This is a genomic window from Klebsiella sp. ZJOU C1 (assembly GCF_035620215.1).
Classification (GTDB): Bacteria; Pseudomonadota; Gammaproteobacteria; order Enterobacterales; family Enterobacteriaceae; genus Klebsiella; species Klebsiella variicola.
Map to the genome: position 1 here is coordinate 1166094 of NZ_CP141644.1, position 17429 is coordinate 1183522.

Here is a 17429-nt window from a genome sequence, read left to right on the forward strand (position 1 = left end):
AGATATCAGCATGAAATATGGAATAAAAACACTGATGGCCGCGGGCGTTCTGGTTTTCGCGGTAGGCGTACAGGGCGCGCTGGCGGCACCCGCCAGCGGTAAAGCGGCGGTGAATAAAGAAAATGTGCAGGCGACCGCTTCGGCGAAGGCGGAAGCGGTGCCCGGCGACACCGACAACGGGGCGACAAAAGTCAGCATTAACCACGCCAGCGCCGAACAGCTGGCGCAGGCGTTGAATGGCGTGGGGTTGAAAAAAGCCCAGGCCATTGTCAGCTACCGCGAAGAGTACGGGCCGTTCAAAACCCTCGATGATCTGAAGCAGGTCCCGGGAATGGGGAGCGCGTTGGTGGAGCGCAATTTAGCCCATCTGACGCTGTAAATTTTATGCCAGACCTTGCACAGCGGTGATTTTTTGCCAGGATAAAGAGGTTGCATCAAGTGGTGTGACCTCTTACCTCATAAACAACAATAACAGAAAGGCATTAGTGCTATGCAGACACAAATTAAAGTTCGCGGCTATCATCTGGACGTCTACCAGCATGTGAACAACGCACGTTACCTGGAGTTCCTTGAGGAAGCCCGCTGGGACGGCCTGGAAAACAGCCCCGCGTTTCAGTGGATGATGGAGAAAAACATCGCCTTCGTGGTGGTGAATATCAATATTAACTACCGTCGTCCGGCGGTGCTGGGCGATGTGCTGACAGTGAGCAGCAAACTGGAGCAACTCAACGGCAAAAGCGGCACCCTTAGTCAGGTGGTCACCCTCAACCCCAATGGCGAAGTGGTAGCCGATGCGCTGATTACCTTTGTCTGTATCGATTTGAAGACCCAGAAGGCGCTGCCACTGGAAGGGGAGTTGCGTGAGAAACTTGACCAGATGAACTTGCGCTGACAACCGACGTGCGAGTGACGGGCCCACGGCAGGTGATGAACCCGTAGCCCCGGTAAGCGTCGCGCTACCGGGGAATTTGAGTCAAAGCTCCGGTAAATCGCTCCCCGGAGGCTATGCCTGTGCCAGCCCGGTTTTTTGCTTCATCACCGCCATTACGCCGACCTTGTCCCCCAGATACTGGTTGAGTCCGTTTGCGCGCAGGTTACAGGCGGCGCACTGGCCGCAGCCATCGCCCTTAATGCCGTTGTAGCAGGTGAGGGTTTCCTGGCGCACCAGATCCAGCTGACCCCAGAAGTCGGCAAGCGCCCAGGTCTCGGCTTTATTCAGCCACATCAGCGGCGTCTCAAAGCGAATGTCTTTCGCCATCCCAAGGCTGACGGCGTGGTGCAGCGCTTTGACAAACTCATCGCGACAGTCCGGGTAGCCGGAGAAGTCGGTCTCGCACACGCCGGTGATGATGGCTTCGGCTTTCACCTGATAGGCGTAGATTGCCGTCAGGGTTAAAAACAGAATATTGCGCCCGGGGACAAAGGTGTTGGGAATGCCTTCGGCATCAGGCTGATAGTCCGGTACCGGAATGTTATCGCGGGTCAGGCTGCTGACTGCCAGTTCGTTGAGCAGAGTGACGTCCAGCACTTTATGCGCGACGGCGCCCAGTTTCAGGGCGAGTTCGCGCGCAACGTCGATTTCCGCGCGGTGGCGTTGGCCATAATCAAAAGTGACGCAATGCACTTCATCATACTGTTGCAGAGCCTGCACCAGACAGGTGGTTGAATCTTGTCCTCCGCTGAAGACAACTACGGCGCGTTTCATGGCAATTCCTGACTAAATGAGTAAAGGCGCTATGGTAGCGCCAGACGCGCGCGGCGACCAGCTCTCTCACGTCAACGAGGCCGGCAGCCAGGCGCTGGCGAAGTCAAACCAGCCCCGGGCGTTGAGGCGCAGGCCATTGACCCCCGGCGGCGCGCTGATCCGATAGTTATACTTAAACAACGGCGTCATGATGGCGTCTTCCATCAGACTGTTGAAGACGTTGCGCAGCGCATCGTTGCGGCTGCGGGCGTCGGGCTGAGACTGCACGGCGTCTAATGTCGCCTGCAGATGGGCATATTGCGCCCCGGTCAGCAAATTAGGCCACAGCATATCGCAGCGCAGCCACTGCTCCAGGGCGTACTCCGGCGCTTCGCCGATCAGTCGGTCGCCCATCATCAGGTCGGCCTGCCCCAGATGCTGACAGCCTTCCCAGTTTTTGGCGTCATGAAAAATGATCGTCAGTTCGCAGCCCAGCAGAGCCAGCCGTTGCCTCAGTTGCTCGGCCATCGCATGAAGCTCGACCGGCAGATGATAGAGCAGAGTGAGCCTGGCCGGCAGCGGCACCGCGTTGTTTTCCGGTCCCTGCGGGATGGACCATCCCGGCAGCACCTCATGGCTTGGCGTAATCAGATCCTCCTCCAGCGGCAGCGTTTCCAGCAGCGACGAGTGATGGATTATCGACACCAGCCGCTGGGCCTGCGTTTTACTAAGACGCGGGCTGTGGCGCAGGGTCAGATAGCAGAAGCCAAGGCTGATACGGTTGCTGACCTGGCGCAGATTGTGGAGCTCTTCGCGATCGCCGATGGTGATCTGCACCGGGTGGCGGCAGCTGGTGCCGAGATCGCGGTCAAAGAGCTGAGGAGTGATCCAGTATTCCACCGCCTGGATCAGCGGATGCTGCAGGTGGTACCGGGGATGGTTCTCCAGGCGGACGAGTTCCGGACTAAACCGCTTCAGGCGGAATGGCCCGCAGCCGATGGCCGGATCGTCGGGATGCGCCAGCACGCTGCAGTAGCTGGCCAGGCGGAACGGCAGCCAGTAGTCAGGACGATGCAGCGTGATGGTGAGACACTGGGCGTGAGTGACATCGATACGGCTGATGCTGGCGAAGAGGGTCCGTAAGGCGGGCAGCTCAAGCAGCAACCGTAACCGCTGCCGTAGCTGTGCGGTTTGCACCGCATCGCCATTGTGCCAGTACAGCGTGGAGCGAATGTAAAAATGCCAGCGCAGGCCGTCCGGTGAGACCTGCCAGTGATGCGCCAGATCGCCGATCGGCATATTGTCGCCTTCATCGAAGCGCGTCAGCCCGGCATAGATCTGCCCGGCCAGATGCTGCTCGGCGCGTCCGGGGAGAAAGCCAGGACGCAGCGGCTCCAGTGGGCGATAGTAAGGAATACGCAGCGTCGGAGTATTGTTTTGCCACTGACCGCCGAGGAAGGGATGGAGCAGGGCTTTCAGCTCCACCGGGGCCAGTTGCGCCAGCTCCAGCGCGTTTTGCTGCTGACCGTTGTTCAGCGCCTGCTCCATCATCTCGTTGCGCAGACTTTCCGGGGTTTTGTGAAATGAGAGCTGTCCGCGTTTGCCGCGCCCGGAGCTGGCCTGCCAGCTTAGCCACCCCGCCTCCTGCGCCTGACGCAGCAGAGTGCGGACGTGGCGTTCGCTACAAAAACAGCGCTCCGCCAGTTCGCCGACGGTCACCTGCTGCGGCGCCCCGGCTGAGGGTTGCCACAATCGCTGGTATTGATTTAAACGGTGTAAGAGTCGCATGGGGGCCGTCATCCACCGGGCCGCTGTAAACCCGGAACAATTAATAATATCTATTCACTATTACTTCCGTATATCCCAGGTGATACTGCAACACAAGCGAAGCCCATCACACATCGGGGAATACACCATGGCAAAACTGGCCGCATTTGATATGGACGGCACCCTGCTGATGCCGGACCATCGTCTCGGCGAGCAAACGCTCACCGCGCTGAAACGGCTGCGGGAACGTAATATCACCCTGACGTTCGCTACCGGTCGCCATGTGCTGGAGATGCACCATGTGATTGGCGAATTTTCCCTGGACGCATTTCTGATCACCGGCAACGGGACGCGTATCCATTCGCTGGAAGGGGAGGAGCTTTATCGCCAGGATCTCGCTCCCGAGGCGGCGGAAGCGGTGCTGCACAGCAAATGGGATACTCAGGCCAGCATGCATGTGTTTAACGATGGCGGCTGGTTCACCGGTCAGGCAAGGCCTGAATTGTTGCAAGCGCATGTCTTCAGCGGCTTTCACTATCAACTGTGCGATCCGAAACGCATGTCGGCGCAGCATGTCACCAAGATCTGTTTTTGCGGCGATCATGACGATCTCCGCCGCCTGCGGATCCAACTGAATGAGACGCTGGGCGATCGCGCGTTTCTCTGCTTCTCGGCGATGGACTGTCTGGAAGTGCTGCCGGTCGGGTGTAATAAAGGTGCGGCGCTGGCGGTGCTCAGCCAGCACTTAGGCTTCACCCTGCAGGAGTGCATGGCGTTTGGCGATGCGATGAATGACCGCGAGATGCTGGGCAGCGTTGGGCGGGGTTTTATCATGGGCAACGCGATGCCGCAGCTGAAAGCCGAGCTGCCGCATCTTCCGGTTATCGGAGACTGCCGGCATCAGGCGGTCTCCCACTTTTTAACGCATTGGCTGGATAATCCTGATCTTCCTTATTCCCCCGAATAGAGAGACCCTTCCGGCAAGCCAGATAGTTTTCTATCTGGCTTTTTTTATCGCCTGCCGACCAGCGCGGCGATCTCCGCCTGCCAGGGCGCGATATCGCCGATATTGGCGGCCACCCACTGCGGGTTGTAATAGGTTTCCAGGTAGCGCTCACCGCTGTCGCACAACAGCGTGACGATGGAACCCGTTCGCCCTTCCTCGCGCATCCGCGCGGCCAGCTGCAATACGCCCCACATATTGGTGCCGGTAGAAGCGCCGACCTTGCGCCCAAGCTGTGTTTCCAGCCACAGGGCGGTGGCCACGCTCGCCGCATCCGGTACGCGCAGCATCTCGTCGACGACGTCGGGAATAAATGACGGTTCGACGCGTGGGCGGCCGATGCCTTCAATTTTGCTGCCGACCGGGCTTCGCAGGGTGGCGTCGCGGGTCTGCCAGTATTCGAGGAAGACCGAATTCTGCGGATCAACGACCATCAGCTGCGTCTCATGGCCCTGGCTGCGAATATAGCGGCCAATGGTTGCCGAGGTGCCGCCGGTGCCGGCGCTCATGACGATCCATGACGGTTGCGGGTGCGGTTCATGGCTCATCTGACGGAAAATACTGTCGGCGATATTGTTATTGCCGCGCCAGTCGGTGGCCCGCTCGGCAAAGGTGAATTGATCCATATAATGGCCGTTCAGCTCGCGGGCCAGCGTTTCGGAAGCATCGTAGATTTCGCAGGCGCTCTGCACAAAATGGCAGCGTCCGCCGTAAAACTCGATCTGTTCGATCTTACGTTTGGCGGTGCAGGAAGGCATCACGGCGATAAACGGCAGCCCCAGCAGGCGGGCGAAGTAGGCCTCCGAAACGGCGGTTGAACCCGAGGAGGATTCAATAATCGGCGTACCTTCTTTGATCCAGCCGTTGCACAGGCCATAGAGAAACAGCGACCTCGCCAGGCGATGTTTAAGGCTGCCGGTAGGGTGGGTGCTTTCATCTTTCAGATACAGGTGGATGCCCGGAAACGCGGGCAGCGCCAGACGGATCAGGTGCGTGTCGGCGGAGCGCTGATAGTCGGCGTTGATTTCGCTAATGGCATGTTTAACCCAGGCGCTATTCATCGTGATTTCCTGTTTGTCATTTTGTGCCTAGCTTAGCGGAAAGCGCAGGAAAAATTGTTGCCATTTAGCCTTTGGATTACCATTATGAGAGCAAAATTTTCTCTTCGGATGCCATATGCTAGATAAAATTGACCGTAAGCTGCTGGCGCTGCTGCAGGAAGATTGCACCCTCTCTTTGCAGGCGCTGGCCGATGCCGTTAATCTGACCACCACGCCCTGCTGGAAGCGCCTGAAAAGGCTCGAAGATGAAGGTATTTTGCGCGGGCGCGTCGCCTTACTGGATGCCGAAAAGGTGGGGCTGGGCCTGACGGCGTTTGTCCTGATCAAGACTCAGCATCACAGCAGCGACTGGTATGGCCATTTTGTGAGCGAAGTGACGCAGATGGCGGAGGTGCTCGGCTTCTGGCGGATGGCAGGAGAGTATGATTACCTGCTGCGGGTGCAGGTGGCCGATATGAAACGCTATGACGATTTTTATAAACGTTTAGTGAACAGCGTGCCGGGGCTGTCGGATGTCACTTCGAGTTTTGCCATGGAACAGATAAAATATACCACCGCCTTGCCTGTCGAATAACGGTATTGCGCCGTAACCCATTACAAATCAGGATTTTACTGCTTGCGATTATTTGCTCAACTCAGCTGGTACTTCCGCCGGGAGTGGCGCCGCTATCTTGGCGCGATTGCCCTGCTGGCCATTATTGCCGTCCTGCAGCTTATTCCGCCGAAGGTGGTGGGCATTGTGGTGGACGGCGTGACGCAACAACATTACACCGCAGAGAAGGTGTGGATGTGGATCGGCGCGCTGGTGCTGGTCGCGGTAATGGTTTACCTGCTGCGCTATGTCTGGCGCGTGCTGCTGTTCGGCGCCTCTTACCAGCTGGCGGTCGAACTGCGGGAAGATTTTTACCGGCAACTGAGCCGCCAGCATCCGGCATTCTATTTGCGCCATCGCACTGGCGATCTGATCGCCCGCGCCACCAACGATGTTGACCGGGTGGTATTTGCCGCCGGTGAAGGGGTGTTAACCCTGGTGGATTCGATGGTGATGGGCTGTGCGGTATTGATTGTGATGTCGACGCAGATTAGCTGGCAGCTCACCCTGCTGGCGCTGTTGCCGATGCCGCTGATGGCGCTGGCGATCAAACGCAACGGCGATGCGCTTCACGAACGTTTTCGCGTGGCCCAGGCGGCCTTTTCCAGCCTTAACGATCGCACACAGGAGAGCCTGACCAGCATCCGCATGATTAAGGCTTTTGGGCTGGAGGATCGCCAGTCGGCGCAGTTTGCCGCCGATGCCGCCGATACCGGCGCGAAAAATATGCGCGTGGCACGCATTGACGCGCGTTTCGACCCCACCATCTATATCGCCATTGGGGCCGCTAACCTGCTGGCTATCGGCGGCGGCAGCTGGATGGTGATCCACGGCAGCCTGACGCTGGGCCAGCTGACCAGCTTTGTGATGTATCTTGGCCTGATGATCTGGCCGATGCTGGCGCTGGCGTGGATGTTTAACATTGTTGAGCGCGGTAGCGCGGCCTATGGCCGTATCCGCACGATGCTTGAAGAGGCGCCGGCGGTGGACGACGGTACTGAAGCAGTGCCGGCAGGCCGCGGTGTCCTGCAGGTTGCCATCCGCAACTTCATCTATCCGCAGGCGAGTAAACCTTCGCTGGAGCAGGTTAATTTTACCCTCCAGCCGGGGCAAATGCTGGGTATCTGCGGGCCGACGGGCGCCGGTAAAAGTACCATTCTGGCGCTGCTGCAACGTCATTTTGACGTCACCAGCGGCGAGATCCGCTTTCACGATCTGCCGCTGCCGCGTCTGCAGCTCGACAGCTGGCGCGCCCGGCTGGCGGTGGTCAATCAGACGCCATTTTTATTCTCCGACACCGTCGCCAATAATATCGCGCTGGGCAAACCGGATGCGACACCGGCGCAGATTGAACGCGTGGCACGGCTGGCCAGCGTGCATGACGACATTCTGCGCCTGCCCCAGGGGTACGATACCGAGGTGGGCGAGCGCGGCGTGATGCTCTCCGGCGGCCAGAAACAGCGCATCTCGATTGCCCGCGCTCTGCTGCTGGAGGCTGAAATTTTGATCCTTGATGATGCTTTGTCGGCGGTAGATGGCCGTACGGAGCACCAGATCCTGCACAACCTGCGCCAGTGGGGGGAGGGGCGGACGGTGATTATCAGCGCCCACCGGCTGTCGGCGCTGACCGAGGCCAGTGAAATTCTGGTGTTACAGCATGGGCATATTGCCCAGCGTGGCCGCCATGAGGCGCTGGCCGTGCAGCCAGGCTGGTACCGCGACATGTATCGTTACCAGCAGCTGGAAGCCGCGCTTGACGAGGTTCCGCAGGCGCAAGAGGAGGCCCTGGATGCGTAGCTTTACCGAACTCTGGCCGACGCTTAAACGCCTGCTGGCCTATGGTTCTCCCTGGCGTAAGCCGCTGGCCATTGCGGTGGGGATGATGTGGATCGCGGCGGCGGCGGAAGTGAGCGGCCCGCTGCTCATCAGCTATTTCATCGATAATATGGTGGCGAAGCATACGCTCCCGCTGAAGCTGGTGGCAGGCCTGGCGGTAGCCTATATCGGCCTGCAGCTGCTGGCGGCATTACTGCACTATAACCAGTCGCTGCTGTTTAACCGCGCCGCGGTCGGCGTCGTCCAGCAGTTGCGTAGCGATGTAATGGATGCCGCCCTGCATCAGCCGCTCAGCGAGTTTGATACCCAGCCGGTTGGGCAGCTTATCTCGCGGGTGACCAACGATACGGAAGTCATTCGCGATCTGTACGTGACGGTGGTGGCGACGGTGCTGCGCAGCGCGGCGCTGATCGGCGCGATGCTGGTGGCGATGTTTAGCCTCGACTGGCGGATGGCGCTGGTGGCGATCGCGATCTTCCCGGCGGTGCTGATCGTGATGATCATCTATCAGCGCTATAGCACGCCGATCGTGCGCCGGGTGCGCGCCTGGCTTGCTGATATCAACGATGGTTTCAACGAAGTGATCAACGGCATGGGGGTGATCCAGCAGTTCCGCCAGCAGGCGCGCTTTGGCGAACGGATGCGCGAGGCCAGCTATGCCCACTATCTGGCGCGGATGCAGACGTTGCGCCTCGACGGTTTTCTGCTGCGCCCGCTGCTGAGCCTTTTTTCCTCGCTGGTGCTGTGCGGGCTGCTGATGCTGTTTGGCTTTAGCGCGGTGGGCACGATCGAGGTCGGGGTCCTGTACGCGTTTATCAGCTATCTCGGACGCCTTAACGAGCCGCTTATTGAGCTGACCACCCAGCAGTCGATGCTGCAGCAGGCGGTGGTCGCCGGCGAACGCGTTTTTGAGCTGATGGATCGCCCGCGCCAGGCGTGGGGCTCGGATGACGCGCCGCTGAGCAGCGGCCGGGTGGAAATTGACCATCTCTCCTTTGCCTACCGGGGGGATCGACTGGTCCTGCAGGATATCAGTCTGGATATTCCCTCCCGCAGCTTCGTGGCGCTGGTCGGGCATACCGGCAGCGGGAAGAGTACTCTCGCGAGTCTGATGATGGGCTATTACCCGTTAACCCACGGGGAGATCCGCATCGATGGCCGGCCGCTTGCTTCCCTCAGCCACAGCGCGTTGCGTCGGGGCATCGCGATGGTGCAACAGGATCCGGTGGTGCTGGCGGATACCTTCTACGCCAACGTCGCGCTGGGTCGGGATATCAGTGAGACGCAGGTCTGGGAAGCGCTGGAGGCGGTGCAACTGGCGGAGGTGGCGCGCAGCATGAGCGATGGCCTGTACACTCAGCTGGGCGAGCAGGGCAATAACCTCTCCGTTGGGCAGAAACAGCTGTTGGCGCTGGCGCGCGTGCTGGTGGAGACCCCGCAGGTATTGATTCTGGATGAGGCGACGGCAAACATCGACTCCGGCACCGAGCAGGCGATCCAGCAGGCGCTGGCGAAAGTCCGCCAGCATACCACCCTCGTGGTTATCGCCCATCGACTGTCAACCATCGTTGAGGCCGATACCATCCTGGTGCTGCATCGCGGTCAGGCTGTCGAGCGGGGCACCCATCAGCAGCTGCTGGCGGCGAAGGGTCGTTACTGGCAGATGTATCAGCTGCAGCTGGCTGGCGAAGAGCTGGCGGCCAGCGCCCGGGAAGAGTCGCTCAGCGCCTGATGCACCACCAGCAGGCAGCGAAGAAAGCGTGGCCTGCCGTGGTGCAAAAACGTTACATTAAATGCACTGTTGTGGTGCATTTTTGCGCTGCAAACGCGTTTCAGCAGGCAATTGTCTGACCTGTCCCCTGTTTTTTACCATCAAAGGGCCGCTCTGCGGCCTTTTTTCATTTCTGGCATAGCCCTTGCTTTATATCCATCGTGTTAGCTGCGGCCATTACCGAATACTGCCTGGAGGGGACTTATGAAGCTGGTTACCGTGGTAATCAAACCATTCAAACTGGAAGACGTGCGTGAAGCCTTGTCTTCCATCGGCATTCAGGGCCTGACGGTCACTGAAGTCAAGGGCTTTGGCCGTCAGAAAGGTCATGCGGAGCTCTACCGCGGCGCCGAGTATAGCGTCAACTTTCTGCCAAAAGTGAAGATTGATGTGGCGATTGCCGACGATCAGCTGGATGAAGTCATCGATGTGATCAGCAAAGCGGCTTACACCGGAAAAATTGGCGACGGCAAAATTTTTGTCGCTGAATTGCAGCGCGTCATTCGCATCCGTACCGGCGAAGCTGACGAAGCGGCACTGTAATTTCCAGACCACACAGTGATGGGGAACGAAACAATGAAAATGGCAACAATGAAATCGGGTCTGGGGGCATTAGCCCTTCTTCCGGGACTGGCAATGGCCGCGCCCGCAGTGGCGGACAAAGCCGATAACGCGTTTATGATGATTTGCACCGCGCTGGTTCTGTTTATGACCATCCCGGGGATCGCGCTGTTTTACGGCGGCCTGATCCGCGGCAAAAACGTCCTTTCCATGCTGACTCAGGTGATTGTGACCTTTGGCCTGGTCTGCGTACTGTGGGTGATTTATGGCTATACCCTGGCCTTCGGCACCGGCGGCAGCTTCTTCGGTAGCTTTGACTGGGTGATGCTGAAAAATATTGAACTGAAAGCGCTGATGGGCACCTTCTATCAGTACATCCACGTGGCCTTCCAGGGCTCGTTCGCCTGTATCACCGTCGGGCTGATCGTGGGGGCGCTGGCTGAGCGTATTCGTTTCTCCGCCGTGCTGATTTTTGTGGTGGTGTGGATGACGCTCTCTTATGTTCCGATTGCGCACATGGTCTGGGGCGGCGGTCTGCTGGCGACCCACGGCGCGCTGGACTTCGCGGGCGGCACCGTTGTACACATCAACGCTGCGGTTGCCGGGCTGGTGGGGGCGTACATGATGGGCAAACGTGTGGGCTTCGGCAAAGAAGCGTTCAAACCGCACAATCTGCCGATGGTGTTCACCGGAACCGCCATCCTCTACGTGGGCTGGTTCGGCTTCAACGCCGGCTCCGCCAGCGCAGCGAACGAAATTGCCGCACTGGCTTTCGTCAACACCGTCGTCGCCACAGCGGCTGCCATCCTGGCGTGGACCTTTGGTGAATGGGCTCTGCGCGGCAAACCTTCACTGCTGGGCGCCTGCTCCGGGGCGATTGCCGGTCTGGTTGGCGTCACACCAGCCTGTGGGTATATCGGTGTCGGTGGGGCGTTGATTGTGGGTATCGCATCTGGTCTGGCGGGCATCTGGGGCGTAACGGCGCTGAAACGCTGGCTGCGGGTTGATGACCCTTGCGACGTCTTCGGCGTCCACGGCGTCTGCGGCATCGTCGGCTGTATCCTGACCGGTATCTTCGCGGCCACCTCTCTGGGCGGCGTGGGTTATGCAGAAGGCGTCACCATGGGCCATCAGCTGCTGGTGCAACTCGAGAGTATCGCGATTACCATCGTCTGGTCGGGCGTTGTCGCTTTCATTGGCTACAAAGTGGCGGACATGACCGTGGGGCTGCGCGTACCAGAAGAGCAGGAGCGCGAAGGACTGGACGTCAACAGCCATGGCGAAAACGCCTACAACGCCTGATAGAAAACCCTTCTCTCTGTAGCAAAAAGCCTCCCGTCAGGGAGGCTTTTTTTATGCGTTGCGGTTACGCATCACCCCTTCCTGGACCGTTGAAGCCACCAGCGTTCCATCCTGAGTGTAGAACTCGCCGCGGACGAAACCACGGGCGCTGGAGGCCGAGGTGCTTTCAACGCTGTATAACAGCCATTCATTGATATTAAACGGCCGGTGGAACCACATTGAGTGGTCGATAGTGGCGACCTGCATGCCAGGCTCAAGGAAGCCGACGCCGTGCGGCTGCAGCGCCACCGGCAGGAAATTAAAGTCCGAGGCATAGCCCAGCAGATATTGATGAATGCGCAGATCGTCGGGAACAGCGCCATTGGCGCGCAGCCACACCTGGCGCACCGGTTCAGCAATATGGCCTTTCATCGGGTTATGAAATTCGACCGGGCGGATCTCCAGCGGTTTATCACAGAGGAATTTATCTTTTACCTGCGGCGGCAGAAGGTGTGCCAGCTTGCGGGCGATATCGGTTTCCGAGTGCAGGCCGTCAGGAGAGGGGGCCGGCGGCATCGCTTTCTGATGCTCATAGCCGTGCTCTGGCGCCTGGAATGAGGCGGTCATATAGAAGATCGGCTTCCCGTTCTGAATGGCGGCCACTCGCCGGGCGCTAAAGCTGTTGCCGTCGCGCAGTACTTCCACATCGTAGACGATCGGTTTCTGGCTGTCGCCGGGGCGCAGAAAGTAGCTGTGAAACGAATGTACCAGACGTTCAACGGGCACGGTCTCTTTTGCCGCATACAGCGCCTGGCCCACCACCTGGCCGCCAAAAACCTGGCGCAATCCCAGGTCTTCGCTCTGTCCGCGGAATAACCCTTCCTCAATTTTTTCCAGATCTAATAATGCCAGCAGGTTAGAGAGTGCCTGACTCATACTTATCCTCAATTAATGATAGCGGCGCAGCGCGGTGCGCGTGATGTGGCAAAGTATAACCTGGAATCGCAAGTGGTCCGATGGGTGTAATAATCTGAATAACGAGGGGGCAACAGGAACAAATCTGAGATCTGTGCCACACTTATTGACGACACGAAAGTTCCTGCCGGCGAAGCGGCGGAACATCCTCCTGGGTATTAAGGGATGATAAGGAGAACATCATGAAATTTGCCTATATGTTTAGTGCCTTAGCCGTCGCCGCGACGCTAACCGCCTGTGCTAATCACCACTCTACCAGTTCTTCGACTCAGGCAGCCGCGCCCGACCCTTATGGCATCGCGACGCTGAGCGTGGCACAGCAGCAGCCGAGCGTTACGGGGACGATTAATATCCGCCAGAGAATCGCTTTACCGCCGGATGCGGTACTGACGGTGACCCTGTCGGATGCTTCTCTGGCAGATGCGCCAGCCCGCGTGTTGTCGCAAAAAGCGGTGCGTACCGAAGGCAAACAGGCGCCATTTAACTTTGCCCTGCCTTACAATCCGGCAGACATTCAGCCGAACGCCCGTATTCTGCTGAGTGCCGCGATCGCGGTGAACGGCCAGCTAATGTTCATTACCGATACCGTGCAGACGGTGATAAACCAGGGTGGGACGCATGCCGACCTGACGCTGGTTCCGGTCACGCAGACCGCCGTCCCCGTTGCGCAATAAGCTCGCCGAGCCCCCTGACGGGGGCTTTTTTTTGTCTTCAGTAAACCCAGCGATAATGCTGGAGATCGATATGGCCGCTGCCGGAGACCTGAACCCCTTCGGCCAGCAACGCCTGGCGCTGTCGCTGAAGATCGGGCCCGGTGAGGGAGATATCGCCATGGCGATTGACCACCCGATGCCAGGGCAGGGTTGACCCTTCCGGCAGGCGCTTCAGTACGCCACCTACCTGGCGCGCGGCGCGCGGTGAACCGGCCAGGCGGGCGACATCGCCGTAGGTGGCGACATAGCCTTCCGGTATCGACGCCACGATATGCCAGACGCGTTGGGGGAATGTGTCGTGCGGATCCATGTTCAGCCCTGTTAACCGGAAAACGCCAGCATAAGCGCTGAGGCGCAGGCTGTACAGCCTGCCTCGGTTCAGGCGGGTTGTTCGACAGTGAAGGTCAGGGCCAGGCCGAGGATCTGCATGCCATGGACATTGTCAGACGGTGAACTGGCGATGAGGCTCTCGAGAAATTTCAACCGCTGCGAAGTGGCGTTAATGATCAGTTTCGCGCGCAGGCCTGGCATGGTCAGCGACGAAATGGGGTACACCACCCGGCCGCTGATGTAGACGGGCAGTTTGCGCAGTTCCACCTGGCGCAGCACGCCGACGGTGGAATAGAGCAGCGCCAGCGGCGTGACCGCCCGCACGGGGGTCTGGCTGATGGTCGCGAAGTCGAGCATTTTTTCCGGGCGCAGATAGTTCACGCCATGAAAGGCGATGGTCATCCCTTCAATAGCGGGTAAAGGCAGAGTGATGGTCTGTGGTGATGAGTCAGTCATTCGATTACCGTCGAGACAAGGTGCTGATGATTAAAGGTGACGCAAGAGGGCTAAGTATGGTGGATAACCCGGCAATGTGCTGAGCGCGCGCTCCCAATCTCACAGCCTGGCCGTGAGTTGTTGGTTTTATTGGCGTATTGTGCAATAAACCAGCAGGCGATCGGGGTGAGCTTGCAATTCACCAGGTCAGCAGGGATAATGCGCCAGCGCGTTGGGTAACTAACGCTCTCAATGGGGGCTCTGTTGGTTCTCCCGCAACGCTACTCTGTTTACCAGGTCAGGTCCGGAAGGAAGCAGCCAGAGCAGACGACGTGTGTGCCGGGATGTAGCTGGCAGGGCCCCCACCCATTTCGCCCTCCTGATATCTCCCTTGTATTTGTCCGGTCTTTATCCCTGCTATAATTAATATCTGATACGGATCACATATTATTTTTTGTTGCTAAAACAACCCGTTTTTATTCCATAATATTTACTTGTCATAAATCTGAAATGCTACTGAAATATTAATGTCATTTGCATGTCATAAATAAAAGGCATCTTATTGATGGGAATTTGTTGCCAGAGCCATGCTATAAAATATATCTCTGGATCAGCATGTTAACTTCGTGTATTAATTATGATGATTTTATTGCACGGGAAGCGTAGCTATGACCACAGTGGTTTTGAATGTAAAAATTGACGCCGAGTTAAAAGAGAAGCTGCGTCATTATGCGGAAGTGAATAACGAGAACCTGGGAACGGCAACGGAAAAGCTGCTGCAGCTGGCTTTTCAGCTGGAGGAATCAGCAGGTGAGGCGGGGGTGACGGAAGAGGACATTGACAGCCAGCATACCGAAGAGGAAGCGACCCCATTAACCCCTAAAGAAATCAAAGCATTAAGAAAACTTCTGAAGAAGAAAAAATGAAACAACAATTCTCTACAGCCAGCAACTATAGCGAAGCCTGCGATATGTTGCGCTCAGGATACGTAAAACACGTGCGCCTGAACTGGAATATCGGTAGTGATGAGTTCTTTCGCATTGCCTCCGACTGGTGTGACACCGGCGCTAAAATTAAAAAAGATGAAGATGGCTTTATTATTTCCCTGAAAGGGTTTCCTATTCCGCGTCAGCATTAATGAAATTGCCTTATTTCTGTCACCGGGATGCCATAACCAGAGGGCAGGATACTCAGGCAATTTTATAAAAACATCTCATATACCTCATGGATGATGGTCATTTGACGGGCTGATGCCAGCCCGTCGATATTTTCTTATATTATTTTCCGCAAACGCGTATTTTCCTTCTGTTCTGCAAGGCTTTGCCACAGCGGTTGTAGCGTGGAGAAGGCCTGGCGCAATGCTTCGTCTGGCAGTGTAAATGGCAGACGCAAATAGCGATCAAAGGCTCCCTCAAGACCAAAGCGCGTGCCGGTGCCGATATGGATCCCCTGACTTTCCGCACGCGCAGAGAACAGCGTGGCCAGCATGTCAGGGAGTTCCACCCAAAAAGAGAGCCCACCTTCCGGCGGCGTAAAGCGCCAGCGGGGAAAATATTCCGCCATTAACGTTTCGCACATGTCCCGGCGCGCCTTCAGCATTTCCCGCCGCGGCGGTAGCAGCGTGGCGGCATTGGCCAGCAGCCAGCTGCAGGCCAGTTGCTCCAGCAGAGGCGTACCCAAATCCAGGGAATCGCGAGCCTGAATAAGGGAGGCGATGGTTCGCGTACTGGCGCGGATCCAGCCGATGCGCAGTCCCCCCCAGAAACTTTTCCCGGCCGAACCAATAGTGATCACCGCGGCATCGGGATTAAAGCAGGCCAGCGGTAGAGGAGGTGGCGCGTTATACCACAGATCAACCATGGTCTCGTCGATCACCAGCGTCGTCCGCGTCCTGGCGGCGATATCCGCGACCCGCTGGCGGGTGGGAGCATCCATACAGCGCCCGGTGGGATTGTGAAAATCCGGCATCAGCCACGCCAGACGCGGCGCGGTCTGCGCAATAGTCGCCGCGAGTCCATCACAGTCCCATCCCTGCTGGGGAAGCGCGACGCCGACCGGGCGGCAGGAGGCGCCCTGAATGGCGCTAATCGCCATCGGATAGGTGGGGGCGTCGATGACCACCCGGTCACCCGGGCCGGTAAACAGGCGGAGGATCAATGCGAAGGCGCTGAGGGCGCCGTTGACCACAATCACTTCATCGGGCCGCGTCGGCAGACCGCGTTCGCTGTAGCGACGGGCAATCGCCTCCCGCAGTACCGGCAGCCCTTGTTGATCGTAGCCGGTCTGGCCCAGGTAGGGCGGCAGCAGCGTCATGGCATGCTGGAAGGCCTGATGGACTTCCGGCCCGGCGCTGAGGGCGGCGGTAGAGAGATTCAGCGAGGAGGGGATGCCTGAGGGGGGCGGCAGGTCGGCGGGACGCTCTGGCAAGACAATGCGCGAACCGCTTCCCTGACGGCTGTAGAGAAAACCCTCCTCCCGTAACTGGCCGAGCGCGCTGGCGATGGTGGTCCGGCTGACGTTCAGCGCCGCCGCCAGCTCGCGCTCGCCTGGCAGGCGCGTTTGCAGCGTCAGGCGACCGTCGAGGATCAGCAGGCGGAGCGCTTCCGCTAGCTGACGCCATAGCGGCGTGCGTGAAGTGGACTCCTGCCAGTTGCCGAGCAGGCGTACCAGCGATTGTGTTCCAAAGCGTCGGGTTGACATAGCGATCCACTTTTCCAAAACTGGCCATTAATTATCAGTCCATTTTTGCTGATGATAAGGGCATTCGCAATGATGTAGAGGAAAAAATATGCTTCGTCGCCTGCTGCAGTTATATATCGGCCTGGTACTTTATGGCGTGTCCACGGCGCTCTTCGTGCATGCCAATCTTGGCGCCGATCCGTGGGATGTTTTCCATCTCGGGGTGGCTAAACAACTGGGTATCAGTTTCGGTACGGTGATTATCCTGACCGGCGCGGCGGTGCTGCTGCTGTGGATCCCGATCCGGCAAATGCCGGGACTCGGCACGGTGAGCAACGTCATCGTGCTGGGGCTGGCGGCGGATGCCACGCTGGCCGTCCTGCCGCCGCTGGAGTCGCTGGTGGCTCGCAGTGTGCTGCTGGTGGGGGCGATTGTGCTGAATGCTATCGCCACCGGGATGTACATCGGCGCGGGCTTTGGCCCCGGGCCGCGCGATGGCCTGATGACTGGCCTGCACGCTCGTACCGGCTGGTCTTTGCGTGGCATCCGGACGGCTATCGAGTTGACTGTGCTGGTGATTGGCTGGCTGCTGGGCGGTAAGTTTGGCGTCGGCACCGTGATTTACGCGCTGTTGATTGGGCCGCTGATCCAGCTGTGTCTGCCGTGGTTTCGCCAGCCCGTCAGCCGCAAAGCGGTCAGCACTCCGCAGGAGATAGTCTCCTGAATTAACGACTCGCCCTC

General features: G+C 58.4%; 19 protein-coding genes and 1 other RNA gene. 13 read left to right on the forward strand and 7 right to left on the reverse strand.

The features are described 5' to 3' along the window. Positions 1 to 10 precede the first annotated feature (10 nt). Entirely contained in the window at positions 11 to 379 is a 369-nt protein-coding gene (locus SPE70_RS05480) for a helix-hairpin-helix domain-containing protein (RefSeq protein ID WP_008805404.1), read from the forward strand. A gap of 111 nt (positions 380 to 490) precedes the next feature. Next, entirely contained in the window at positions 491 to 892 is a 402-nt protein-coding gene (locus SPE70_RS05485; protein ID WP_008805405.1) for a YbgC/FadM family acyl-CoA thioesterase, read from the forward strand. A 111-nt stretch (positions 893 to 1003) separates the two neighbouring features. Here SPE70_RS05485 and queC read toward each other — a convergent pair whose 3' ends face one another. Together queC and SPE70_RS05495 are read right to left on the reverse strand one after the other, a co-directional pair. Then, positions 1004 to 1705 (reverse strand): 7-cyano-7-deazaguanine synthase QueC, encoded by a 702-nt coding sequence (gene queC / locus SPE70_RS05490; protein ID WP_008805406.1) that lies wholly within the window; start codon positions 1703 to 1705, stop codon positions 1004 to 1006. Positions 1706 to 1771: 66 nt separating this feature from the next. Beyond that, entirely contained in the window at positions 1772 to 3472 is a 1701-nt protein-coding gene (locus SPE70_RS05495) for an SgrR family transcriptional regulator (protein WP_008805407.1), read from the reverse strand. Positions 3473 to 3599: 127 nt separating this feature from the next. On the opposite strand from SPE70_RS05495, the gene cof reads away from it, so the two are divergent. Continuing rightward, positions 3600 to 4418: an HMP-PP phosphatase gene (gene cof, locus SPE70_RS05500; protein ID WP_016160381.1), complete on the forward strand. Its 819-nt coding sequence runs from the start codon at positions 3600 to 3602 to the stop codon at positions 4416 to 4418. Positions 4419 to 4462: 44 nt separating this feature from the next. Here cof and SPE70_RS05505 read toward each other — a convergent pair whose 3' ends face one another. Further along, entirely contained in the window at positions 4463 to 5515 is a 1053-nt protein-coding gene (locus SPE70_RS05505) for a PLP-dependent cysteine synthase family protein (protein WP_008805410.1), read from the reverse strand. A gap of 115 nt (positions 5516 to 5630) precedes the next feature. Between SPE70_RS05505 and SPE70_RS05510 the strand changes: the two genes are divergently transcribed. From SPE70_RS05510 to amtB, 5 genes are all read left to right on the forward strand, one after another. Then, positions 5631 to 6089, forward strand: a complete 459-nt coding sequence (locus SPE70_RS05510; RefSeq protein ID WP_008805409.1) for an Lrp/AsnC family transcriptional regulator — start codon at positions 5631 to 5633, stop codon at positions 6087 to 6089. A 42-nt stretch (positions 6090 to 6131) separates the two neighbouring features. Continuing rightward, positions 6132 to 7904 carry a SmdA family multidrug ABC transporter permease/ATP-binding protein gene (locus SPE70_RS05515; protein ID WP_008805411.1) on the forward strand — a complete coding sequence of 591 codons (1773 nt, stop codon included), beginning with the start codon at positions 6132 to 6134 and terminating at the stop codon, positions 7902 to 7904. Continuing rightward, the gene (locus tag SPE70_RS05520; protein WP_008805412.1) at positions 7897 to 9675 is read left to right on the forward strand and encodes a SmdB family multidrug efflux ABC transporter permease/ATP-binding protein; all 1779 of its coding nucleotides are present in this window, start codon (positions 7897 to 7899) and stop codon (positions 9673 to 9675) included. Before SPE70_RS05515 ends, SPE70_RS05520 begins: the two co-directional genes overlap by 8 nt. Positions 9676 to 9918: 243 nt before the next feature. Then, complete coding sequence (gene glnK, locus SPE70_RS05525; RefSeq protein WP_002891893.1) at positions 9919 to 10257, forward strand: P-II family nitrogen regulator; 339 nt, start codon at positions 9919 to 9921, stop codon at positions 10255 to 10257. 33 nt (positions 10258 to 10290) lie between these two features. Further along, positions 10291 to 11577 carry an ammonium transporter AmtB gene (gene amtB, locus SPE70_RS05530; RefSeq protein WP_012542680.1) on the forward strand — a complete coding sequence of 429 codons (1287 nt, stop codon included), beginning with the start codon at positions 10291 to 10293 and terminating at the stop codon, positions 11575 to 11577. A gap of 51 nt (positions 11578 to 11628) precedes the next feature. Here amtB and tesB read toward each other — a convergent pair whose 3' ends face one another. Next, positions 11629 to 12492: an acyl-CoA thioesterase II gene (gene tesB / locus SPE70_RS05535; RefSeq protein ID WP_008805414.1), complete on the reverse strand. Its 864-nt coding sequence runs from the start codon at positions 12490 to 12492 to the stop codon at positions 11629 to 11631. A gap of 221 nt (positions 12493 to 12713) precedes the next feature. Here tesB and SPE70_RS05540 point away from each other — a divergent pair, with 221 nt between their 5' ends. Beyond that, positions 12714 to 13205: a YbaY family lipoprotein gene (locus SPE70_RS05540; RefSeq protein ID WP_008805415.1), complete on the forward strand. Its 492-nt coding sequence runs from the start codon at positions 12714 to 12716 to the stop codon at positions 13203 to 13205. 37 nt (positions 13206 to 13242) lie between these two features. On the opposite strand, the gene SPE70_RS05545 is transcribed toward SPE70_RS05540, so the two are convergent. After that, positions 13243 to 13554 carry an MGMT family protein gene (locus SPE70_RS05545; protein WP_008805416.1) on the reverse strand — a complete coding sequence of 104 codons (312 nt, stop codon included), beginning with the start codon at positions 13552 to 13554 and terminating at the stop codon, positions 13243 to 13245. A gap of 68 nt (positions 13555 to 13622) precedes the next feature. Continuing rightward, positions 13623 to 14030, reverse strand: coding sequence for a hypothetical protein (locus SPE70_RS05550; protein ID WP_008805417.1), 408 nt, complete (start codon positions 14028 to 14030; stop codon positions 13623 to 13625). Between the two features lie 241 nt (positions 14031 to 14271). On the opposite strand from SPE70_RS05550, the gene ffs reads away from it, so the two are divergent. The 3 genes from ffs (at position 14272) to SPE70_RS05565 (ending at position 15147) form a co-directional block, all read left to right on the forward strand. Next, positions 14272 to 14368: signal recognition particle sRNA small type (gene ffs, locus SPE70_RS05555), an RNA gene on the forward strand. 309 nt (positions 14369 to 14677) lie between these two features. Then, on the forward strand, positions 14678 to 14935 hold the full coding sequence (locus SPE70_RS05560) for a hypothetical protein (RefSeq protein ID WP_002891977.1): 258 nt from the start codon (positions 14678 to 14680) through the stop codon (positions 14933 to 14935). After that, positions 14932 to 15147, forward strand: coding sequence for a hypothetical protein (locus SPE70_RS05565; protein WP_004142688.1), 216 nt, complete (start codon positions 14932 to 14934; stop codon positions 15145 to 15147). The genes SPE70_RS05560 and SPE70_RS05565 overlap by 4 nt, the downstream gene beginning before the upstream one ends. 134 nt (positions 15148 to 15281) lie before the next feature. On the opposite strand, the gene SPE70_RS05570 is transcribed toward SPE70_RS05565, so the two are convergent. Then, a complete protein-coding gene (locus SPE70_RS05570) occupies positions 15282 to 16709 on the reverse strand; it encodes a MocR-like transcription factor YczR (RefSeq protein WP_049009436.1) in 1428 nt (475 codons plus the stop codon). Positions 16710 to 16797: 88 nt separating this feature from the next. Between SPE70_RS05570 and SPE70_RS05575 the strand changes: the two genes are divergently transcribed. After that, positions 16798 to 17412 (forward strand): membrane protein YczE, encoded by a 615-nt coding sequence (locus SPE70_RS05575; protein ID WP_064170495.1) that lies wholly within the window; start codon positions 16798 to 16800, stop codon positions 17410 to 17412. Positions 17413 to 17429: the final 17 nt, after the last annotated feature.